The 21,720-nt window shown below is 71.3% G+C and carries 21 protein-coding genes; 11 read left to right on the top strand and 10 right to left on the bottom strand.

What is annotated here, in order from left to right; genetic code table 11:
• Positions 1–7 precede the first annotated feature (7 nt).
• The 8 genes from ACYQ77_RS24720 to ACYQ77_RS24685 all read left to right on the top strand — a co-directional run bounded on the left by ACYQ77_RS24720 (position 8) and on the right by ACYQ77_RS24685 (position 6,753).
• On the top strand, positions 8–1,672 hold the full coding sequence (locus tag ACYQ77_RS24720; protein WP_459715219.1) for a glucose-6-phosphate isomerase: 1,665 nt from the start codon (positions 8–10) through the stop codon (positions 1,670–1,672).
• Positions 1,669–3,198, top strand: a complete 1,530-nt coding sequence (gene zwf, locus ACYQ77_RS24715; RefSeq protein WP_459715218.1) for a glucose-6-phosphate dehydrogenase — start codon at positions 1,669–1,671, stop codon at positions 3,196–3,198. The genes ACYQ77_RS24720 and zwf overlap by 4 nt, the downstream gene beginning before the upstream one ends.
• 49 nt (positions 3,199–3,247) lie before the next feature.
• Positions 3,248–4,234 carry a glucose-6-phosphate dehydrogenase assembly protein OpcA gene (opcA, locus tag ACYQ77_RS24710; RefSeq protein WP_459715216.1) on the top strand — a complete coding sequence of 329 codons (987 nt, stop codon included), beginning with the start codon at positions 3,248–3,250 and terminating at the stop codon, positions 4,232–4,234.
• Positions 4,231–4,944: a 6-phosphogluconolactonase gene (pgl, locus tag ACYQ77_RS24705; RefSeq protein ID WP_459715214.1), complete on the top strand. Its 714-nt coding sequence runs from the start codon at positions 4,231–4,233 to the stop codon at positions 4,942–4,944. Before opcA ends, pgl begins: the two co-directional genes overlap by 4 nt.
• A 60-nt stretch (positions 4,945–5,004) precedes the next feature.
• Positions 5,005–5,307: a DUF2795 domain-containing protein gene (locus ACYQ77_RS24700; protein WP_459715213.1), complete on the top strand. Its 303-nt coding sequence runs from the start codon at positions 5,005–5,007 to the stop codon at positions 5,305–5,307.
• A 9-nt stretch (positions 5,308–5,316) separates the two neighbouring features.
• Positions 5,317–5,892 carry an NADPH-dependent F420 reductase gene (locus tag ACYQ77_RS24695; RefSeq protein ID WP_459715211.1) on the top strand — a complete coding sequence of 192 codons (576 nt, stop codon included), beginning with the start codon at positions 5,317–5,319 and terminating at the stop codon, positions 5,890–5,892.
• Positions 5,893–6,004: 112 nt separating this feature from the next.
• The gene (locus ACYQ77_RS24690; protein WP_459715210.1) at positions 6,005–6,289 is read left to right on the top strand and encodes a DUF2795 domain-containing protein; all 285 of its coding nucleotides are present in this window, start codon (positions 6,005–6,007) and stop codon (positions 6,287–6,289) included.
• Between the two features lie 125 nt (positions 6,290–6,414).
• On the top strand, positions 6,415–6,753 hold the full coding sequence (locus ACYQ77_RS24685) for an STAS domain-containing protein (RefSeq protein WP_459715208.1): 339 nt from the start codon (positions 6,415–6,417) through the stop codon (positions 6,751–6,753).
• A gap of 116 nt (positions 6,754–6,869) precedes the next feature.
• Here the strand turns inward: ACYQ77_RS24685 and ACYQ77_RS24680 are convergent, their stop codons facing one another.
• On the bottom strand, positions 6,870–7,310 hold the full coding sequence (locus ACYQ77_RS24680) for a DUF4383 domain-containing protein (RefSeq protein ID WP_459715206.1): 441 nt from the start codon (positions 7,308–7,310) through the stop codon (positions 6,870–6,872).
• A 320-nt stretch (positions 7,311–7,630) separates the two neighbouring features.
• Between ACYQ77_RS24680 and ACYQ77_RS24675 the strand changes: the two genes are divergently transcribed.
• Positions 7,631–8,977, top strand: a complete 1,347-nt coding sequence (locus ACYQ77_RS24675) for a sensor histidine kinase (protein ID WP_459715204.1) — start codon at positions 7,631–7,633, stop codon at positions 8,975–8,977.
• 65 nt (positions 8,978–9,042) lie between these two features.
• Here the strand turns inward: ACYQ77_RS24675 and ACYQ77_RS24670 are convergent, their stop codons facing one another.
• Entirely contained in the window at positions 9,043–9,387 is a 345-nt protein-coding gene (locus tag ACYQ77_RS24670) for an RNA polymerase-binding protein RbpA (protein ID WP_459715202.1), read from the bottom strand.
• A 74-nt stretch (positions 9,388–9,461) separates the two neighbouring features.
• Positions 9,462–9,695: a preprotein translocase subunit SecG gene (gene secG, locus ACYQ77_RS24665; RefSeq protein WP_459715801.1), complete on the bottom strand. Its 234-nt coding sequence runs from the start codon at positions 9,693–9,695 to the stop codon at positions 9,462–9,464.
• 222 nt (positions 9,696–9,917) lie between these two features.
• Here secG and ACYQ77_RS24660 point away from each other — a divergent pair, with 222 nt between their 5' ends.
• Entirely contained in the window at positions 9,918–11,042 is a 1,125-nt protein-coding gene (locus ACYQ77_RS24660; protein WP_459715201.1) for a beta-1,3-glucanase family protein, read from the top strand.
• Positions 11,043–11,377: 335 nt separating this feature from the next.
• Here ACYQ77_RS24660 and tpiA read toward each other — a convergent pair whose 3' ends face one another.
• The 7 genes from tpiA to uvrC all read right to left on the bottom strand — a co-directional run bounded on the left by tpiA (position 11,378) and on the right by uvrC (position 20,128).
• Entirely contained in the window at positions 11,378–12,163 is a 786-nt protein-coding gene (gene tpiA, locus ACYQ77_RS24655) for a triose-phosphate isomerase (RefSeq protein ID WP_459715199.1), read from the bottom strand.
• The gene (locus ACYQ77_RS24650) at positions 12,160–13,362 is read right to left on the bottom strand and encodes a phosphoglycerate kinase (protein WP_459715197.1); all 1,203 of its coding nucleotides are present in this window, start codon (positions 13,360–13,362) and stop codon (positions 12,160–12,162) included. The genes tpiA and ACYQ77_RS24650 overlap by 4 nt, the downstream gene beginning before the upstream one ends.
• 8 nt (positions 13,363–13,370) lie before the next feature.
• Positions 13,371–14,375 (bottom strand): type I glyceraldehyde-3-phosphate dehydrogenase, encoded by a 1,005-nt coding sequence (gene gap, locus ACYQ77_RS24645; RefSeq protein ID WP_459715196.1) that lies wholly within the window; start codon positions 14,373–14,375, stop codon positions 13,371–13,373.
• An 827-nt stretch (positions 14,376–15,202) separates the two neighbouring features.
• On the bottom strand, positions 15,203–16,189 hold the full coding sequence (whiA, locus tag ACYQ77_RS24640; protein WP_459715193.1) for a DNA-binding protein WhiA: 987 nt from the start codon (positions 16,187–16,189) through the stop codon (positions 15,203–15,205).
• A 75-nt stretch (positions 16,190–16,264) separates the two neighbouring features.
• Complete coding sequence (locus tag ACYQ77_RS24635) at positions 16,265–17,233, bottom strand: gluconeogenesis factor YvcK family protein (protein ID WP_459715191.1); 969 nt, start codon at positions 17,231–17,233, stop codon at positions 16,265–16,267.
• A 61-nt stretch (positions 17,234–17,294) separates the two neighbouring features.
• Positions 17,295–18,185, bottom strand: a complete 891-nt coding sequence (rapZ, locus tag ACYQ77_RS24630; RefSeq protein ID WP_459715189.1) for an RNase adapter RapZ — start codon at positions 18,183–18,185, stop codon at positions 17,295–17,297.
• Complete coding sequence (uvrC, locus tag ACYQ77_RS24625; RefSeq protein WP_459715187.1) at positions 18,182–20,128, bottom strand: excinuclease ABC subunit UvrC; 1,947 nt, start codon at positions 20,126–20,128, stop codon at positions 18,182–18,184. The genes rapZ and uvrC overlap by 4 nt, the downstream gene beginning before the upstream one ends.
• Positions 20,129–20,280: 152 nt before the next feature.
• Here uvrC and ACYQ77_RS24620 point away from each other — a divergent pair, with 152 nt between their 5' ends.
• A complete protein-coding gene (locus ACYQ77_RS24620) occupies positions 20,281–21,222 on the top strand; it encodes a peptidoglycan-binding protein (protein ID WP_459715185.1) in 942 nt (313 codons plus the stop codon).
• The last annotated feature ends 498 nt before the right edge of the window (positions 21,223–21,720 follow it).

Raw genomic sequence — 21,720 nt, 5'->3', positions numbered from 1 at the left:
AGACCTCATGACCGAGACGAACGATCTGCCGCCCGAGGCAGTGCGGATCGTGCAGCAGTTCGAGGACCTGATCAAGGGCAAGCTCGAGGGCCGCAAGCGGCTGATCGAGGACGCCGGGCCGCTCGCCGAGCAGCTGGCCGCCGACCAGGTCGCGTCCAAGCTCACGGCCCAGGACCCCACGCTGTGGGGTCCTGAGGCCGAGCCGGAGGCGTCGATCCGGTTGTCCTGGACCACGCTGCACGAGACGTCGCGCCCGCTGGTCGCCGAGATCGAGGCGCTGCGTGCGGAACTGCACGCCGAGGGCGTGGACCGGGTCGTGCTGGCCGGCATGGGCGGGTCGTCGCTCGCACCCGAGGTGATCACCCGCACCGCGGACGTGCCGCTGGTCGTGCTGGACACCACCGACCCGGGCCAGGTCGCCGACGCGCTCGAGGGCGACCTGTCCCGCACGGTCCTGGTGGTGTCCTCGAAGTCGGGGTCCACTGTGGAGACCGACAGCCACCGGCGGATCTTCGAGAAGGCGTTCGCCGACGAGGGCATCGACGCGGCGTCGCGCATCGTGGTGGTGACCGACCCCGGTTCACCGCTGGAGGCGGCGGCCAAGGAAGCGGGCTACCGCAAGGTGTTCGCCGCCGACCCGCACGTCGGCGGGCGCTACTCGGCGCTCACCGCGTTCGGGCTGGTGCCCTCCGGGCTCGCGGGCGCCGACATCGGCACGCTCCTCGACGAGGCAGCGGCGGCGGCGCCGGCCCTGGCGCAGGACAGCACGGAGAACCCGGCGATCGTGCTGGCGGCCGCGCTCGGCGGCGCGCACGCGCGTGGCGCGGAGAAGGTGGTCATCGCCGACACCGGCTCCGGCATCAAGGGGTTCGGGGACTGGGCCGAGCAGCTGATCGCGGAGTCGACCGGCAAGAACGGCACCGGCCTGCTGCCCGTGGTGGTGGAGAGCCCGGAGTCGCCGGACTTCTCCGACGCGCACGCCGACGCGGTGCCGATCGCCATCGGCGAGGGCCGCAACGGTTCGCTGATGGGCATCGAGGGCGCGCTCGGCGGCCAGTTCCTGCTCTGGGAGTACGCGACCGCGCTCGTCGGGCGGCTGCTGGGCATCAACCCGTTCGACCAGCCGGACGTGGAGGCCGCGAAGAAGGCCGCCCGGTCGCTGCTGGACGCGCCGAAGTCCGAACCGGCCACGCCGACCTTCGTCGACGGCCCGGTCGAGGTGCACGCACCGGAGGCGCTCGCGGGCGAGACGACGCTCGCCGGGGTGCTGCGGGCGTTCATCGCGTCCGCGCCGGAGTTCGGCTACGTCGCGGTGCAGGCCTACCTGGACCGGATCGCCGACGCGTCGGCGGTCGTGCTGCGGCCGGAGCTCGCGCGCCGCAGCGGCTTGCAGACCACGTTCGGGTGGGGCCCGCGGTTCCTGCACTCGACCGGCCAGTACCACAAGGGCGGGCACCAGAACGGTGTCTTCCTGCAGCTGACCGGCGCGGTCGAGGAGGACATCGAGGTCCCCGGCCGCCCCTACACACTCGGCACGCTGCAGCTCGCGCAGGCGCTCGGCGACGGTCAGGTGCTGACCGAACACGGGCGCCCGGTGCTGCGGCTGCACTTCACCGACCGGGCCGCCGGGCTGGCGCACCTGGTGCAAGCTCTGCAGGAGGTCAGCAGGTGACACGCGGCTGGCAGAACCCGCTGCGCGACGAGCGGGACAAGCGGCTCCCCACGATCGCCGGGCCCTGTGGCCTGGTGATCTTCGGGGTGACCGGTGACCTGTCCAGGAAGAAGCTCATGCCGGCGATCTACGACCTGGCGAACCGGGGGCTGCTGCCGCCCGGTTTCTCGTTGGTCGGGTTCGCGCGGCGCGACTGGGCGGACGAGGACTTCGGCCAGGTCGTGTACGAGGCGGTCAAGGAGCACGCGCGGACGCCGTTCCGGCAGGAGGTCTGGGACCGGCTGGCCGAGGGCTGCCGGTTCGTGCAGGGCTCGTTCGACGACGACGTCGCGTTCGACAACCTGGTGCAGACCATCCAGGACCTCGACCAGGTCCGCGGCACGGCGGGCAACCACGCGTTCTACCTGTCGATCCCGCCCGCCGCCTTCCCGAAGGTGATCCAGCAGCTGGCGCGGACGGGTCTCGCGGAGCCGAAGAACAACGAGTGGCGCCGCGTGGTCATCGAGAAGCCGTTCGGCCACGACCTGGCGAGCGCCAAGCAGCTCAACAAGATGGTCAACGAGATCTTCCCCGAGGAGTCGGTGTTCCGCATCGACCACTACCTCGGCAAGGAGACCGTCCAGAACATCATGGCGATCCGGTTCGCCAACCAGCTGTTCGAGCCGATCTGGAACTCGAACTACGTGGACCACGTGCAGATCACCATGGCCGAGGACATCGGCCTCGGTGGCCGTGCCGGGTACTACGACGGCATCGGCGCCGCCCGTGACGTGATCCAGAACCACCTGCTGCAGCTGCTCGCGCTGACGGCGATGGAGGAGCCGGTTTCCTTCGACCCCAACGCGGTCCGCGCGGAGAAGGCGAAGATACTGGCCGCCACCAAGCCGGTCGGCCCGTTCAGCGAGACGACCGCGCGCGGTCAGTACACCGGCGGCTGGCAGGGCGGGCAGAAGGTGCCCGGCCTGCTGCAGGAGGGTGGCTTCGCGAAGGACTCGATCACCGAGACGTTCGCGGCCATCGAACTGGCGGTGGACACCCGCCGCTGGGCCGGGGTGCCGTTCTACCTGCGCACCGGCAAGCGCCTCGGTCGCCGCGTCACCGAGATCGCCGTGGTGTTCAAGCGGGCGCCGCACCTGCCGTTCGACGCCACGTCCACCGAGGAGCTGGGCCAGAACGCGCTCGTGTTCCGGGTGCAGCCCGACGAGGGCGTGACGATGCGGTTCGGTTCGAAGGTGCCCGGCTCCACCATGGAGGTCCGGGACGTGAACATGGACTTCTCCTACGGCCACTCGTTCACCGAGTCGTCGCCGGAGGCCTACGAGCGGCTGATCCTGGACGTGCTGCTCGGTGAGCCGTCGCTGTTCCCGAAGAACGACGAGGTCGAGCTGTCCTGGCAGATCCTCGACCCGATCCTGAAGGCCTGGCGCGCGAGCGGGAAGCCGGAGCCCTACCAGGCAGGCACCTGGGGCCCGGAGTCCGCGGACCGCATGCTCGCCCGCACCGGCAGGCACTGGAGGCGGCCGTGAGCGAACCATTGACGCAGATGACGCGACGGAGCGCCGGCGAGGGGGCGTCATGATCATCGATCTTCCCGCGACGACCACGTCGCAGGTGAACTCGAAGCTGGTGCACCTGCGTGAGCAGGGCGGCGCGAACACCATCGGGCGCGTGCTGACGCTGGTGATCGTCACCGACGACAGCGAGCGCACCGAGGACGTCATCGACGCGGCCAACCACGCGAGCCGCGAGCACCCGTGCCGGGTGATCGTGGTGGCGCGGGGCGCGAAGAAGGCGTCCGCGCGGCTGGACGCGCAGATCCGCGTCGGTGGCGACGCCGGTGCCAGCGAGGTGATCGTGCTGCGCCTGTACGGCCCGCTCGCGAGCGAGGGCGCGTCGTGCGTGGTGCCGTTGCTGCTGCCGGACGCGCCGGTCGTGGCGTGGTGGCCGTTCGAGTCCCCCGCGTCGCCGGAGAAGGACCCGATCGGGCGGCTCGCGACGCGCCGGATCACCGACGCGGCCGCGGAGCGGAACCCGACGCGGGCGCTCGAGGCCCGCGCGAAGTCCTATGCGGACGGTGACACCGACCTGGCGTGGACGCGGCTCACGCTGTGGCGCGCGCTGCTCGCCGCGGCGCTGGACCTGCCGCCGTACGAGAAGGTCACGGGCGCCTCGGTGTCCGGGGAGAGCGACTCGCCGTCGGCCGACCTGCTCGCCGCGTGGCTCGCGTCGAAGCTGCGGCTGCCGGTGAAGCGCACGAAGGCCAAGTCCGGTCAGGGCATCGTGTCGGTGGTGCTGGAGCGCCGCTCCGGCAACATCGAGATCCACCGCCCGGACGGCGCGGTCGGGCTGCTGTCCCAGCCGGGTCAGCCGGACCGGCGGGTCGCGCTGCAGCGGCGTGCGGTGCGTGACTGCATCGCCGAGGAGCTGCGGCGGCTGGACCCGGACGAGATCTACGAGTCCGCGTTGAAGGCGCTGAACAAGGTCGACCGCGGGCGCGGCTCCTCGGCCACCCGCAAGGCGACCGCGGGCAAGAAGGTGAAGGCGGAGGCGACCGCGTCGTGACCGGTCCGAACACGATCGTCCACGCGTCGCAGGACGAGCTGGCCACGCGGACGGCCGAGCGGCTCGCCGCGGTCCTCGCCGAGGCGCAGGCCGCCCGCGGCACGGCTTCTGTCGTGCTGACGGGCGGCCGCACCGGCGGCGCCGTGCTCGCCGCCCTGCGGAACGCGACGCTGGACTGGTCGACCATCGACGTCTACTGGGGCGACGAGCGGTTCCTGCCCGGCGGCGACCCGGAACGCAACGAGACGCTGGCCCGCCGGGAGCTGCTCGACCACGTGCCGGTGGCGCCGGAGCGGGTGCACCCGATGGCGCCTTCGGACGGCGAGTACGGCGACGACCCGGACGCGGCGGCCGAGGCGTACGCCGTGCTGCTCAAGGACGTTCCGTCGTTCGACGTGTGCCTGCTCGGGGTCGGCGAGGAGGGCCACACCGCGTCGATCTTCCCGCACTCCCCCGCCGTCGCCGAGACGGCGCGTGCCGCGGTCGCGGTGCGGGACTGCCCGAAGCCGCCGCCGACCCGCGTTTCCCTGACGCTGCCGACGATCGGCCGCGCGGAGCGGGTGTGGCTGATGACCACGGGCGCGGCGAAGGCGGAGGCCGTGGCGGCCGCGCTCGCAGGCGCGGACGCGGCCGACATCCCGGCAGCGGGGGCCCGCGGGCGGCAAGAGACGCTCTGGCTGCTGGACACGGCGGCCGCCGGGGAGAACTGACACTCATACCTCCGTCACTTGACGGATGTCTCCGGCAAGTGACGAGAACAAGATTCTCGGGTGACCCCGGACCCAGGTAACGAGACAGTAGTCCAGCAGGTCTTCTGGGACCTGCCTTTCCCCGCCTATCGCTGGCAACTCATCGCACACGCGGCCGTGTACGGCGCCGACGCCGTCACCATGTCGAAGTTGCACCGCCTACCCCTGCGGCGCTACTCCGACTGCGAGGACGTCGCGGCGACAATTGTCGCCGTCCAGCACACCCGTCCCCGCCCCCGCCGCTACCGGCCGATGACGATCCCGATGAACGTGCCACACCGTTCGCTGATCGTCTCGGTCGTCGTGCCGGGCGTCGCCGACTAGGCGCCGGTCATGCGTATCGGCATCATCGGCGCAGGCCGCGTCGGCACGACGCTCAGCAGGCAGCTCGCCCTCTCCGGGCACGAGGTGTCGCTGTGCGGCCTGCTGGTGGCACGCACGATGCGCGGCGTCGCCGCGTTCGCCGACGTCGCGGTCGTCGCGGTGCCGTTCGACCGCCACCGGGAACTGCCGGTGGCGGAGCTGGCGGGCAAACCGGTCATCGACACCACCAACTACGACCCCGTCCTCGACGGTCCCATCCCCGACCTCGACGACGACTGCCTGACCTCGAGTGACCTGATCCAGAGCCACCTCGTCACCGCGTACGTGGTGAAGGCGTTCAACGCGATCGGCTGGGCGCACCTGCGCGACCACGCCCACCGCGTCCCGCGCCGCGCCGTCCCCGTCGCGGGCGACGACCTGCGGGCGAAGAAGACCGCGATGGCACTGGCCGGCGAGCTCGGTTTCGCACCGGTCGACGTGGGTGGCCTGTCCGTCGGTGGCCGCAAGCTCCAGCCCGGCACCGACGTGTTCGGTGCGGACCTGACCGCGGACGACCTCCGCGCCCGTCTGCACCTGACGACCTGAGCACCCCGGCCCGAGGGCCGGTGGGGCGGCGCGGCCTCACCGGCCCTCCTTCTCGATGGGGTTGGCCACAAAGACGCGGCCGGCCGCCGAGCGGAGGCGCACAGTGGAACCCATGAACAGGGCGGATGTCGCGGCCGTGCTCGACGGGCTGCGGTTCCCGGCCTACCGCTGGGAAGTGATCGCGCAGGCGGAGCTGTTCGGCACCGACTCGGTGACCAGGCGGCGGCTCCACCGCCTGCCCGCCCGCCTGTACGCCGACTGCGACGACGTGGCGGCGACGGTCCGCGCCGCCGACGCGGCGGCCGACCGGCGCCGCCTCGCCCACCGGCACGCGCCGTTCTCGGGGCCCGCCAAGGGGTTCGGGGTGGTGCACGGCCGGAACCGTGGCGACGGCTAAAATCAGGAGTGCCAGCCGACAGCCGTAGGGAAGCGACGATGGGGACACGCCCGGACCGCCTTCCGCCGGCGCATCTCACGAAACCGACGCCTGACATCCAGCGGATCATCGACCGCAGCCTCCGTGTGCGTGTGGTCCGCCACAACGACGACCTGCACGTGTGCCGGGTGGCGGGCGAGATCGACCTGCTGACCGTGACCACCCTCGCGTCCGTGCTCGAGGACCTCCACCAGCGCCGCGTGCCCGTCGTGATCGTCGACCTCACCGAGGTCACCTACTGCGCGGCGGCCGGCGTCCGCGTCCTCCTCGACGCGACCGCACGCGCCCGGTGGGCCGGCCAGCGCCTCGCCGTCGTGATCGCCAACCTCACGGTCGCGAGGGTCCTGCGCGCCACCGAGACCACGGAGGGCATCGAGAACTACTCGAGCCTCTCCGAGGCGATGGTCGCGCTCACCGCGGACTAGCGGCCTGTTCCGATGCGCTGACCAGTGCGAGTCCTGCTCAGCGCCGCGGGGTCGATGAGTTGCCGTTGCTCCACTTCGGCGGACGACGCCCCTGATCAACCCCGATGACACACGGCCTAGCGGCCCCGCGGCCTGCTCGGCACGGGCCGGCGCCTGGCGGGACCGGTGGACACCGTCCGGTAGCCGCCCGCCGTCTCCGGGGCGGCGGTGAGCGCCGGGGCGTCCCGGCCGCCGCTCAGCACGGCCAGGCCGATCATGCTCGCCACGAACGGCAGGTGCACCCCGACCTCGTCGGTGCGGAACGGCACCAGCGCCGGGTCGATCACGCCACCGAACTGCCACAGCAGGAAGTACGCGACGCCGCCCGCGATCAGGAACGCCCGCGCGCTCCTCGGCGTGCGGGCCGCGACGATGCCCGCCGCGCCGAACGCCAGGTGCACGAGGTTGTCCAGCAGCCCGGGCCCCGCCCCGAGCACCCCCGCGACCACGAACAACGCACCCACGACCACCGCGACGACCTGTCCCGGCTCCCGCCGCCCCGTCACGTGCTCCGCCAAGTCCCCACCTTCCCCTTCACCACGCCCTCGACATCTCTGACGCGCGGCACACGCGCCGGTTGTTCATCGAAGATCAATCCACCTTCGTGAGGGGTTACCCGGGACCGGTTCGTCACGAACACGCTCGGAACCCGTCTCATCACCGGCAGGAGAGGATTTGCGCCGGTGAGATCACGTCGCTGGACCGTTCGGCCCATCCGGACCGGTGTCCGGCAACTGGTGATTTGCTCCAGCACATTGATCTGAAACATTTCGTCCCGACCGGACGATTGTTATGTCTTCATTGGCGCGGAGCACAACTCCGGAGGGAGGCCGAGCCTATGTCTTCACGACGACAGCGCCACGCGGCCGAGACACGCGACCGCGTGCCCGCCGGCGCGGAGCTGCCGCGACAACGCACGGGCAGCGCGGAGCCATCCTTGCGCGCCCGCACCGAGTCTGGAGGTTCCGTCCTGGTCGCGTCGACGTTCACCCCCAAAGCCACCCTCGACGACGTACGGATCCTGCCGCGCCCGAGCCTCGCGGCGACCCGCAGGCTGCCCAGGTGGCTGACCGCGCTGCGGGACAGCCCGCGCGCCCGCGGGATCACGTCCGACGTCGCCGCCTTGCTGCTCGCCGTGCTCGACGTGTGGCTCGTCATCCCGGAGGACGCCCCCACCTACTCGATCTGGCTGTCCGCCGTCGCGGTGGCCGCCATGGTCATGCGCAGGCACGTGCCGTTCCTCGCCGTGCTGGTCACCGTGCCCGGCTTCATGACGGGCTGGTCGCAGCTCGCCGCGATGATCGCGCTCGGCTCGCTCGCGAAGAAGCACCGCCTGCTGTCGTGGCGCATGGTGGTCGGCTGCGTGCTGGTCTTCCTCTGCGGCTACGTGCGGTGGCCGCTGTCCGAGTTCGTGGCGCTGAGCTGGCAGGAGCACATGCTCAACGTGATCTGGGCGGTGATCATCGCCGGGATGCCGGTCGCCATCGGGCTGCTGATCTCGGCGCGGCAGGAGCTGTCCGCCCGCATCCGGGAGCTGGCGTCCAGCCGCGAACGGGAGAAGAAGCTGCTCGCCGAGACGATCCGCGCCGCGGAACGCGCCCGGCTCGCCAGGGAGATGCACGACGTCGTGAGCCACCAGGTCACCCTGATCGCGATGCAGGCGGGCGCGCTGCAGGTGTCAACCGGCGAGAACGCCGAGGAGGCGGCCCGCACGATCCGCGAGCTGTCCACGCGCACGCTGGAGGAGCTGCGGAACCTGGTCGGCGTGCTGCGGTCCGGCGACGCGGCCGAGGACGGCGCGCCGGGCGTCGACGAGCTGGACGACCTCGTGGAGAACTTCCGCGACGACCAGGTGCCGGTGGCGCTGGCCGTGGAGGCGGAGCCGTCGCGCCTGCCGAGATCGGTGTCGCACGCGGTGTACCGCACGGTGCAGGAGGCGCTGACGAACGTCCGCAAGCACGCGACCGGGGCACGTGCCTCGGTGCGGGTGCAGGCACAGCAGGACACCCTCGTGGTCGAGGTGCGCAACGAGCGTGCGCGGGCACGCAAGCCGGCTCTGCCGTCCGGCGGTCACGGGTTGATCGGTCTCAAGGAACGTGCCGGGTTGCTCGGGGGCACGTTCTCGGCGGGACCGACCGCCGAGGGCGGCTTCCGGGTCTCAGCCACCTACCCCCTGGCGGGCTGAGAACCACGAAGGCCGCCGGATGGGACTCGCGGTCCGATCCGGCGGCCTTCGTGCTGGACGCGCTTTCAGATACCTTCGCGCTGCTTGCGGAGCCTCGCGAGCGCCTCGGCGAGGATGGCCTCGCCGTCGGCGTCCGAGCGACGCTCCTTCACGTACGCGAGGTGGGTCTTGTAGGGCTCGTTGCGCGGTGCCTTCGGAGGCTCCTGTGCGTCACGGCCACCGGGAAGCCCGCAGCGCGGGCAGTCCCACGACTCCGGCTCCTCGGCGTCGAGTGCGAACGACGGCCGCGACTCGTGCCCGTTGGCGCACCAGTAGGAGACCCGCCGGCGTGGCGCCGACTCACCCCGCTCCGACTCACCCATTGGCCCAGCGCCGACTCGAGTACCTCGAATCGCACTACCACCAGCCATCGACTCTCACACCCCCACAAGGTGGTTCACACGGGAAAAGAAGAACGCCCCGTCCGCCGCCGAACGGGGAGGTATCAGGCGACCTTGATGAGCAGGCCGAGTCCGATGACGCAGATGAGCCAGATCGCGCCGATGAACAGCGTCGCGCGGTCGAGGTTCTTCTCCGCGACACTGGAGCCCGACAGGCTCGACTGCATGCCGCCGCCGAACAGTGACGACAGACCGCCACCACGACCGCGGTGCAGCAGGACCAGAAGGATAAGCAGCAGGCTGGTGATGATCAGACCAATCTGCAGAGCTAGAACCATTTCATCCTCGCTGTCGACCCGGGACCGCGTCTGCACGGTCGAAGCATCAGGTTACCTGGTGCCCAGTGATCGTCACGCAGTGCCCCATCGGCACTGTGGACGGGATTGTTGCGCACGTGAACAAACTGGTCAATACTCTGGGCGGGACTCGTACGACCGATGTTGCTCCGCGTGGCCTCCGCGGTGCCCAGTGCTGGGCACCCGACAGTGAGGAGTACACGCATGATCTCTCGTCGCTCGTTCCTCGGGGGGCTCGCGGCGGCGACCGTCGGCGCTCCGCTGCTGGCCAGGACGGCCGGGGCAGCGCCGCTCGCACCTCTGTCGATCACCATCGCCAACGAGTCCGGGCGCGGACCGCTCTGGACCTACGTCGTCGGCACCGACCTCGCCACCGGCCGGCAGTGCAGGCTGTCCGCCGACGGCGCGCTCGTGCCGGTCAGCGAAGCCGACAACGGCCCGGACGGGTACACCGACTACGCGATCCAGGTCGACGGCTCCCGGACGCTGTCGCTGCCCCAGGGCATGTCCGGGCGCATCTACGTCGCGCTCGGCGACAAGCTGAAGTTCCGGTGCAACCCGGGCAACGCCCTCGCCTACCCGGCGGGCTGGGTCGAGTCGGACCCGAACCACCCGGTCCTGCACGACTGCGCCGAGTTCACCTACGACGGCGCCGGGATGCACTGCAACATCACGATGGTCGACATGCTGTCGGTGCCGATGGAGATCTCCCTGTCGGGTGCTACCCAGCAGCGGACGGGCAGGCTGAAGGACGGCGGCCGGGCCGCGGTCTTCTCCGCGCTGGCGGCCACGCCCGGCTTCGAGAACCTCGTGCTGGGCGACCTGCGGGTCATCGCGCCTGGGCACGGCCTGGACGCGGGCCGGTTCTCACGGGACTACTTCGCCGGCCTGATCGACGAGGTGTGGCACCACTACCGCTCGACCACGATGACCGTGACGGCCGGGGCGCGGACGTTCACGGGCTCGGTGCAGGGCGACCTGTTCGTGTTCGACGGCGGGGTGCGCGCCTTCACCAAGCCGTCGACCAGGGACGTCCTGTTCTGCGACGGCGCGCTGGCCGCCCCGAACGACGGCGTGACCGGCCCGGTGGCGGCGACGCTGGGCGCGGGCTTCAACCGCGGTGTGCTGACCGCGACGGGCGACCAGCCGGTGCGCGACGCGGGCACGTACTACCGGGGGTCCGTCACCAACCACTACTCGCGGGTCATGCACGAGAACACCGTGGACGGCAAGGCGTACGGCTTCGCCTTCGACGACGTGTGCGAGCACGCCTCCTACATCGAGGACCCGGCGCCGACGTCGATGACGCTGACCCTGACCCCGTTCTGACCGCCCTCTCCCTGGTGCCGCGAAAGGCGCGTGCACGACATCGCCGGTGCTCCGAAGGCCGCTTTCGCGCCGGTAACGCGCCGTTCGCGGCACCGCACGTCCTCAGGACACGACGGCCCCTCCCCTGCGCGGTTCGGTTCGGGCGACCATCGGGCCCGGTCGCGTCGTTGATGGCGCTGTCAAGGCAGTGCCACCGTCCTGGCCGGCGCGATCAGGACACCCAGCGACATGAACGCGCCGTTCAGGACACCCCGCCGGGCGCACGCGCCCGGCGGTCCAACACGACGGCCCCCTCCCCCGTGCGGTTCGGGGAGGGGGCCGTCGTGTGCCGTTCGTCAGGGCAGTGGGCCGCCCGCGGCCATGGCGGAGAGCTTGGTGAACTCCTCCGCGTCCAGGCTCGCGCCGCCCACCAGGGCGCCGTCGATGTCGTCCTGCTTCACCAGGTCGCCGATGTTGCCGGACTTGACCGAGCCGCCGTACAGGACGCGGACGCCGTCGGCGATCTCCTGGCCGTACTTCTCGGCCAGCTTCGCCCGGATCGCGCCGCAGACCTCCTGGGCGTCCTGCGGGGTCGCGACCCGGCCGGTGCCGATGGCCCACACCGGCTCGTACGCGATGACGACCTTCGACACCTGCTCGGTCTTCAGGCCCTTGAGCCCGGCGATGAGCTGGTCGGTGGTGTACTCGACGTGGTTGCCGGCCTCGCGCACCTCGAGCTTCTCGCCGATGCACAGGATCGGGGCGATGTCGTGCTTGAGCGCGGCCTTCACCTTCGCGTTGACCAGCTCGTCGGTCTCCGCGTGGTACTCGCGGCGCTCGGAGTGGCCGACGGTCACGTACGAGCAGCCCAGCTTCGCGAGCATCGGCGCGGACACCTCGCCGGTGTAGGCGCCGGAGTCGTAGCGGGACACGTCCTGCGCGCCGTACCGCAGCTTCAGCTTGTCGCCGTCCACGAGCGTCTGGATGCTGCGGATGTCGGTGAACGGCGGCAGCACCGCCACCTCGACCTTCGCGAAGTACTTCTCCGGCAGGGAGAACGCGATCTTCTGCACCAGGGCGATGGCCTCGAGGTGGTTGAGGTTCATCTTCCAGTTGCCGGCGATGAGCACCTGACGACTCATGCCTTGTCCTCCAGCACCGCCACGCCCGGGAGTTCCTTGCCCTCCAGGAATTCCAGCGACGCGCCGCCGCCGGTGGAGATGTGCGAGAAGCCGTCCTCCGGCAGGCCCAGCGCGCGCACGGCCGCCGCCGAGTCGCCGCCGCCGACCACGCTGTACGCGTTGCCGTCCACAATGGCCTGCGCGACCGCGCGGGTGCCCTCGGCGAACGGGGCCATCTCGAACACGCCCATGGGGCCGTTCCAGAAGACGGTGCCGGCGTCGGCGAGCGCCGCGGCGTACCGCTCCGCGGTGATCGGCCCGATGTCCAGGCCCATCCAGTCCTCGCGGATGTCCGCGACGAGCACCGACTCGGTCGCGGCGTCCGCGGCGAACTTGTCGGCGATCACGACGTCCGCGGGCAGCAGGATCTTCTCCCCCGCCTCCGCGAGCAGCTTCTTGCAGGTGTCGATCATGTCGCCCTCGAGCAGCGACGAGCCGACCCCGAGGCCCTCGGCGGCCAGGAACGTGAAGCACATGCCGCCGCCGACGAGCAGCTTGTCCACCTTGGGCAGCAACGACTCGATGACCGCGAGCTTGTCGGACACCTTCGACCCGCCGAGCACCACCACGTACGGGCGGTCCGGCGTGCCGGTCAGCTTCCGCAGCACGTCGACCTCGGCCAGGACCAGGCCCCCTGCGTAGGCGGGCAGGAGCTTCGCCACGTCGTACACCGAGGCCTGCTTGCGGTGCACCACACCGAAACCGTCGGACACGAACACCCCGTTCGCGCCGGCGAGACCCGCGAGGTCACGGGCGAGCGCGCCGCGCTCGGCCTCGTCCTTGCTGGTCTCCCGCGCGTCGAAGCGGATGTTCTCCAGCAGCGCGACCTCGCCGTCCGCGAGACCGTCCACAGTGGTCTTCGCGGAGTCGCCGACCACGTCGCCCGCGAGCGTCACGGTCGCGTCGAGCAGCTCGTCGAGCCGGGCCGCGACGGGCGCGAGCGAGTACTTCGGGTCCGGCTCGCCCTTCGGGCGGCCGAGGTGGGCCGTGACGACCACCCTCGCGCCACCCTCGACCAGCTTGGTCAGCGTGGGCAGCGACGCGCGGATGCGGCCGTCGTCGGTGATCTTGTCGCCGTCGAGGGGCACGTTGAGGTCGGCGCGCACCAGGACGCGCCGACCCCGGACACCCTCGGCGAGCAGGTCGTCGAGTGTCTTCATGCCTCGCCTCAGAGCTTGGACGCGACGAGTGCGGTCAGGTCCGCGAGGCGGTTGGAGTAGCCCCACTCGTTGTCGTACCAGCCGTAGACCTTGACCTGGTTGCCGATGACCTTGGTGATCGGCGCGTCGTAGATGCACGACGCCGGGTCGGTCACGATGTCCGAGGACACGATCGGGTCCTCGCTGTAGCGCAGGATGCCCTTGAGCGGGCCCTCGGCGGCGGCGCGGTAGGCGGCGTTGACCTCGTCGATCGTGGCCTCCCTGGCGAGGTCGACGGTGAGGTCCGTGATCGAGCCGGTCGGCACCGGCACGCGCAGCGAGTAGCCGTCGAGCTTGCCGTTCAGCTCCGGCAGGACCAGGCCGATGGCCTTGGCGGCGCCGGTGGACGTCGGGACGACGTTCAGGGCGGCGGCGCGGGCGCGGCGGAGGTCCTTGTGCGGGCCGTCCTGCAGGTTCTGGTCCTGCGTGTAGGCGTGGATCGTGGTCATCAGGCCCTTCTCGATGGTGAACGCATCGTGGAGGACCTTGGCCAGCGGCGCCAGGCAGTTGGTGGTGCAGGAGGCGTTGGAGATGATGGTCTGCGAGCCGTCGTAGAGGTGCTCGTTCGCGCCGATGACGACCGTCAGGTCCTCGCCCTTCGCGGGCGCGGAGATGATGACCTTCTTGGCGCCGCCCTCGTCGACGTGCTTGCGTGCGTCGTCGGCCTTGGTGAAGAAGCCGGTCGACTCGATGACGACGTCGACGCCGAGGTCCTTCCACGGCAGCTTGCCGGGGTCGCGCTCGGCGAGCGCCTTGATGGTCGTGCCGTCGATCTGGATGCCGTCGTCGGTCGCCTTGACCTCCTGCGGCAGCACACCGAGGACGCTGTCGTACTTCAGCAGGTGCGCCATGGTGGCGACATCGCCGAGGTCGTTGAAGGCCACGATCTCGATGTCGTGCTCGCTGGCCTGCACCGCGCGCCAGAAGTTGCGGCCGATACGGCCGAAGCCGTTGACGCCTACCCGAACGGTCACCGTGCGTCTCCTCGTGCTCGTGATTGTCGAATCAGCCCGATCCACCCTATCGCCCGAGGTTGGCCAGGTCGCGGGTTGTGCGGGCAAGGCAACTGTATCGAATCAGTTGGCACCTGCGCGTGGGGGCCGGAAGTGGTTCGCGGGATTTTTCCCAACAAGGTCGTATCTGGGGGGCGGGGTGCTGCTCTTGTGTTGGCGTAGGGGGGCGCTGGGAGTGGCGGTGAGGCGGGGGACGGCTCGCCGCCAGGGGGGTGCGGCACCCAGAAAAGGCGGGGCCTGCCTGATTGCGTGGGGGTCAATCAGGCAGGCCTCGCGCCGTGTCCGGGTCCGGTGACTTTCTGGCGGACTCTGCCCGTGGAGCGGGTCCGGTTGGTGGTTGACCTTGCTGTGGGTTCCCCTCCGGGGGGCCTCACCGATGGGGTCCTCACCGAAGGGGGACCTCGCCGGAGTGGTGTCGTCGCCGGAGGGGCGTCCTCACCGGAGGGGCGTCCTCACCGGAGGGGCGTCCTCACCGGAGGGCGTCCTGCCGGACGGGCCTCCTCGCCGGAGGGGCTGGTCTCCGGGATGGTGGGGGTCGGTCTGGGGCTGGGTTGGCAAGGACTGGTGTCCGTGGCTGCCTGCCATCCCGCCGACCTCCCACGGGCTATCACACCGCGTCAAGGGGGCCCGGGCGGTTTTGGGCAGGGGTTGGTTCGGGCAGCCGGGCCCCCTTGACCCGGCGTGATCGGGCTTCGCCAGGTCGACGGGATGGCAGGCAGCAGTCCGTTGGTGGTGAGCGCTCGCCTTCGGCGTCGGTGGGTGTCCTGACGGGTCCGTTCCCCCGCTGGTCAGACCTCGGCTTCGAGCATCTCCGGGGTGACCGCCGACTCGGTGTCCGGGAGGCCCAGTTCCTTCGCGCGCTTGTCGGCCATGGCCAGGAGGCGGCGGATGCGGCCCGCGACCGCGTCCTTGGTCATCGGCGGGTCGGACAGCTGGCCCAGCTCCTCCAACGACGCCTGCCGGTTCGACAGGCGCAGCTTGCCCGCCGCCGACAGGTGTTCCGGGGCCGACGCGCCGAGGATCTCCATCGCGCGCTGCACGCGGGCCGCGGCCGCGACCGCGGCGCGGGCCGAGCGGCGGAGGTTGGCGTCGTCGAAGTTCGCCAGGCGGTTGGCCGTCGCGCGGACCTCGCGGCGCATGCGGCGTTCCTCCCAGGCCAGCACCGACGTGTGGGCGCCGAGCCTGGTCAGCATGGCGCCGATGGCGTCGCCGTCGCGGACGACCACCCGGTCGGCGCCCCGGACCTCGCGGGACTTGGCCTGGATGCCCATCCGCCGTGCCGCGCCCACCAGTGCCAGCGCCGCCTCCGGGCCCGGGCACGTGATCTCCAGCGCCGACGAGCGGCCCGGTTCGGTCAGGGAGCCGTGCGCCAGGAACGCGCCGCGCCACGCGGCCTCCGCGTCGCACACGCCGCCCGAGACGACCGCGGCGGGCAGGCCGCGGACCGGGCGGCCCCGTTGGTCGAGCAGGCCGGTCTGCCTGGCGAGGCCCTCACCGTCCTTGACCACGCGCACCACGTACCTCGTGCCTTTGCGCAGGCCGCCGGACGCGAGCACGTGGATGTCCGCGTTGTGCCCGAAGAGGTCGTGGATCTCCTTGCGCAGGCGTCGCGCCGCCGCGCCCGTGTCCAGCTCGGCCTCGACGACCACCCGGCCGCCGACGATGTGCAGTCCGCCCGCGAACCGCAGGAGCGACGACACCTCCGATCGCCGGCAACACGTCTTGGACACCGCCAGCCTGCTCAGCTCGTCCTTGACCGCCGCGGTCATCGCCACGTTGGTTGCTCCTCTCCCACCACGCGCGCCCCCTCCCACAGGGGCCCGCCTCCCACGCAGGCGTACATCCCACCATCAACCCGCTTCGCGTGCCGACCTGACCGCCTCGAACGCGCCACGCAGGCTCTCGGCCAGCCCTGCCGGGTCGTGCCGCTCCCGCGCCCCGGCCGACGCGATCGCGTCCAGCCGCAGCCGCGCGCCCAGCGACTCGGCCGCGCGCCGCAGCCGGTCCGGGGTCGGCACCGAGTCGGCGTCGGCGATCACCGCGTCCACCCGCAGGCGCGGTGCGTGTTCGCAGAGTACGTCCAGATGGCGCTCCGGGGAGAAACCCGCCGTCTCCCCCGGCTGGGGGACGAGGTTCAGTACCACGATGCGGGACGCGGCCGTGTCGATCAGCGCCTCGTGCAGCTCGGGGACCAGCAGGTGCGGCAGCACGCTCGTGAACCACGAACCCGGTCCGAGCAGCACCACGTCCGCGTCGTGCACGGCGGCGACCGCCGCCGGGCACGCCTTCGGCACCTCCCCCGGCTCGCCCGCCGGGTACAGCCGGATCCGCTGCACCTGGCCGGGCGTGGTCGCCACCGCGACCTGCCCCCGGATCCGGCGGACCGCGGCCGGGTCCTCGTCGAGGCCGACCACGTCCGCCTCGATGTCCAGCGGCTCGGTGCACATGGGCAGCACCCGGCCGTGCACCCCCAGCAGCCGCGCGGCCTCGTCGAGCGCGGTGACCGGGTCGTCGAGGAGCTCCAGCAGCGCGGCGAGCACCAGGTTGCCGACCGCGTGTCCGGCGAGCGCGCCCGTGCCGCCGAAGCGGTGCTGGAACACCGTCGACCACAGCGAGTTCTCCGCGTCCTCCCCCGCCAGCGCGGCGAGCGCCTTGCGCAGGTCACCGGGCGGCAGCAGGCCCAGCTCGCGCCGCAGCCTGCCCGACGAGCCACCGTCGTCCGCGACGGTGACCACCGCGGTCACGTCCGGGGTCAACCTGCGCAACGCCGACAGCGTCGCGTGCAGTCCGCGCCCTCCCCCCAGGGCCACCGCTTTCACGGCCGCTCCCGGGAGGCTCCGAGCGGCCCCTGTGCGATCGGGTTCACTCCGCAAGCTCCGTTCACTCGCGCCCCAGGTCGCGGTGGACCACCTTCACCGCCATCCGGTCCTCGTCGGCGAGGCGACGGGACAGCTCCTCCGAGATCGCCACGCTGCGGTGCTTGCCGCCGGTGCAGCCGATCGCGAGCGTCAGGTACCGCTTGCCCTCGCGCCGGTAGCCCGCGCCGATCAGGCGCAGCAGCTCGTGGTAGCGGTCGAGGAACTCCTCCGCGCCCTCCTGCGTGAGCACGTAGTTGCGCACGTCGGCGTCCTTGCCGGTGAGGTCCTTCAGCTCCGGGATCCAGAACGGGTTGGGCAGGAACCGCACGTCCATGACCAGGTCGGCGTCCATGGGGATGCCGTACTTGTAGCCGAACGACAGCACCGTGACCTTGGTGGTGCTGGCGGCGTCGCTGCCGAACGCGTCCTCGATCTTGGCGCGCAGCTGGTGCACTGACAGCGTCGAGGTGTCGAGCACCAGGTCGGCGTCCGAGCGCAGCGGGCCGAGCAGGTCGCGCTCCGCCTTGATGCCGTCGATGAGCCTGCCGTCGCCCTGCATGGGGTGACCGCGGCGGACCTGCTCGAACCGGCGGACCAGCACCTCGTCGGTCGCCTCCAGGAACACCACGCGCGGCTTGTACCCGCTGGCGTCGAGGTCCTTGATGATCGACGCGAGGTCCTCGGTGAACGCGCGGCTGCGCACGTCCATCACCACGGCCACCTTGGTGACCGCGCCCTGGGCCTTCGCACCCAGCTCGACCATCGTGGAGATCAGCTCGGGCGGGAGGTTGTCCACCACGAACCAGCCGATGTCCTCCAGGCACTTGGCCGCGGTGCTGCGGCCCGCGCCGGACAGGCCGGTCACCACGGCGACCTCCACGCCCTGCGCGTGGTCCTCAGGCGTTTCAGTCATGTGTCGCTCCCGTTGTCGTGGTCTGTTCGTGCTGCCAGGGCACTGTGTACCAGCGCCGCGGTGTGCGCGCCGATTCCCGGTACACCGCTGATGTCGTCCACGGAGGCCTGGCGTAACCGTTTGAGCGACCCGAAGTGCTTCAGCAACGCCGCCTTGCGGCTCTGGCCGAGGCCCGGGATGCCGTCGAGCGCCGACGTGGTCATCCGCTTGGAGCGTTTCTGCCGGTGGTAGGCGACGGCGAACCGGTGCGCCTCGTCGCGGACGCGTTGCAGCAGGTAGAGCCCCTCGCTGGTGCGGGAGAGGATGGTCGGCTCCGGGTCGGCCGGCAGCCACACCTCCTCCAGGCGCTTGGCGAGGCCGATCACGGCGACGTCCTGGATGCCCATCTCCGCGAGCACGTCCGCGGCCGCGTTGGCCTGCGGGCCCGCACCGTCGACGACCAGCAGGTTCGGCGGGTAGGCGAACTTCTTGGGCCGCCCGGTCTCCGGGTCGATGCCCGCCCGGGGCTCCTCCCGGGTCTCCTGGAGGTAGCGGTGGAAGCGGCGGCGGACGACCTCGGCGATCGACGCGACGTCGCCCTCGGTGGCCGCCTCCTTGATCGCGAAGCGGCGGTACTCGGACTTGCGGGCCAGCCCGTCCTCGAACACGACGAGCGAGGCCACCACGTCGCTGCCCTGGATGTGGCTGATGTCGATGCACTCGATGCGCAGCGGCGCGGTGTCGAGGCCGAGCGCGTCCTGCAGCTCCTGCAGCGCGGCCGAGCGGGCGGTGAGGTCACCGGCGCGGCGCAGCTTGTGCAGCTGGAACGCCTCTTTGGCGTTGCGTTCGAGCGTCTCCATGAGCGCGCGCTTGTCGCCGCGCTGCGGCACGCGGAGCGCGACGCGGGCGCCGCGCAGCTCCGACAGCAGGTCGGCCATGGCGTCGGCGTCGTCGGGCAGCGCGGGGACCAGCACCTCGCGGGGCACGGGGCTGTCGTCGCCGACCTTGCTGCTCTCGGCCAGCTCGGCCTGGTCGCCGTAGAACTGGATGAGGAACTGGTCGACGAGCCCGGCCTCGTCGATCTCGTCGATCTTGTCGATGACCCAGCCGCGCTGGCCGCGCACCCGGCCGCCGCGGACGTGGAAGACCTGGACGGCGGCCTCCAGCTCGTCGTGCGCGAACGCGACCACGTCGGCGTCCGTGCCGTCGCCGAGGACCACGGCCTGCTTCTCCATCGCGCGGCGCAGCGCCGCCAGGTCGTCGCGCAGGCGCGCGGCGCGCTCGAACTCGAGGTCGGCGGAGGCGGCGTTCATCTCCTTCTCGAGCCGCTTCATCATGTGGTCGGTCTTGCCTGCGAGGAAGTCGCAGAAGTCCTCGACGATGTCGCGGTGCTCGTCGGCGGAGACCCGGCCCACGCACGGGGCCGAGCACTTGCCGATGTAGCCGAGCAGGCAGGGGCGGCCGATCTGGCCGTGCCGCTTGAAGACGCCGTTCGAGCAGGTGCGGGCGGGGAAGACGCGCAGGAGGAGGTCGAGCGTCTCGCGGATCGCCCAGGCGTGCGCGTAGGGGCCGAAGTAGCGGACGCCCTTGCGGCGCGGGCCCCGGTAGACGTGCAGGCGCGGGTACTCCTCGTGCAGCGTCACCGCCAGCACGGGGTAGGTCTTGTCGTCCCGGTAGCGGACGTTGAACCGGGGGTCGAACTCCTTGATCCAGTTGTACTCGAGCTGGAGGGCCTCGACCTCGGTGCCGACGACGGTCCACTCGACGCTGCCCGCGGTCGTCACCATCTGCCGCGTGCGCGGGTGCAGCATCGCGACGTCGGCGAAGTAGGAGTTGAGGCGGCTGCGCAGCGACTTCGCCTTGCCGACGTAGATGACGCGGCCACCGGGGTCACGGAACTTGTACACCCCAGGCGCGTCCGGAATCGTGCCCGGCGACGGACGATATGTCGACGGATCAGCCACCCGACCAGCCTACGACCGACCACCGACAAAGCCGGACACACCCGCTGCCCCGGCGTGGTCCGCCCGCACGGTATGGCTGCCCGGATGGCCGCCCTCCCGGCCGGTCACCGCGCCCGGCGGCCCGCCTAGCGTCACGCCGGGAGGTGAGTGCCGTGACGTTGCCGGTGCTGGACAAGGAGAGCTACCAGTACGCGTGTTCGGACTGGGTGATGGAGGCGGGCCGGGCGCTGCAGCGGGAGGGTTACCTGCGGTCCGAGCCCACGGGGTCCTACGACGACGAGTTCGACGCCGCCCTGCGGGAGTTCCAGTCCGACCGCGGCATCTACGAGGAGGACCAGGTCGGTCCCGAGACGTGGGCCGCGCTGGGCGTCGAGGACTCGCCGGGTGGCGAGTACTCGTCGGGTGGCGAGGCCGCCGAGGAGGTCCCGGCCGGGACGCTGTCGGAGGACGGCCAGTGGCAGTGGGACGGGGCCCAGTGGGTGCCCGCCGAGTCGGCACCCGCCCAGGAGCCGGTCCTGTCGGAGGACGGGCAGTGGCAGTGGGACGGCGCGCAGTGGGTGCCCGCGCAGTCCGCCCCCGCCCCGGCGACCACCGCGGCGGCCCCGGGCCTGGAGGTCTTCGCGGGCGGCAAGCGGTACATCATCTTCGAGGACGAGGTGCGCTCGGACGGGACCATCTCGTGGCGGGCCCGCAACCCGGGCAACATCCGCAGCGGTGACAAGTACGGCGCCTACCCCGGTAAGAAGGCCAACACGAAGTCGGCGGGCAGCTTCGCGGTGTTCCCCGACGAGCAGACCGGCTTCGAGGCGATCAAGGCGGTGCTCAAGGGGTACGGGAACGTCACCGTCGCGAAGGCGATGAGCAAGTACGCCCCCGCCGGCGACGGCGCCAACGACCCGGACGCCTACGCCCGCAGCGTCGCGAAGGACATGGGCGTCCCGGTCACCACGAGCGTCCAGGACCTCGACGACAGCCAGATGGAGACCTTCGCGGAGGCGATCAAGAAGGTCGAGGGCTGGAAGGAAGGCACCACCTACAGCCTCGACGACCCGAAGCTGCCCGCGGAAGTGCAAAAGGGCATCCGCGGCGAGTGACTGTGATGAAGGGGTCCTTCGTTGCGCCTGGCGTGATGAAGGGCCCCTTCGTTGCGTTCCGCTTTGAGGCAGGGACCCGGGCGAAGCCCGCAAAGCAGGCCCGGCGAAGCCCGCAAAGCAGGCCCGGCGAAGCGGGCACCGCTCGCAGGACGAAGCCAGCCCGCGAAGCGGGTGGGACCCATCGCGCGTCACGCGAGCCAAGCCACAGAGCGGAGCGGGCACTGCCCGGCAGGGCAAACCCCGGCCCGCAGGGCGGCGCGGGCGACTGCCCACGGAGTTGCCAGACCACAAGGCGAAACCTCGCGAAACCCGTCCGCGAAGCGGACAAAGCCAGCAAGGCGAAGCCCACCCGCGTCATGCGAGCCAAGCCGCAGGGCGGAGTGGGCACAGCCCGCCGGGCGAAACCGAGCCCACAAGGCACCCCCAAGCCCCGCCCGCGAAGCGGGCAACTCCGGCCAGCCAAGCCCGCAAGGCGAACCCCCGCAACACCCCACAGAA

The organism is Actinophytocola sp. KF-1, from assembly GCF_054661535.1.
Note: the sequence above shows the minus strand (reverse complement) of the source record. Positions and strands in the feature narration are given on the sequence as shown.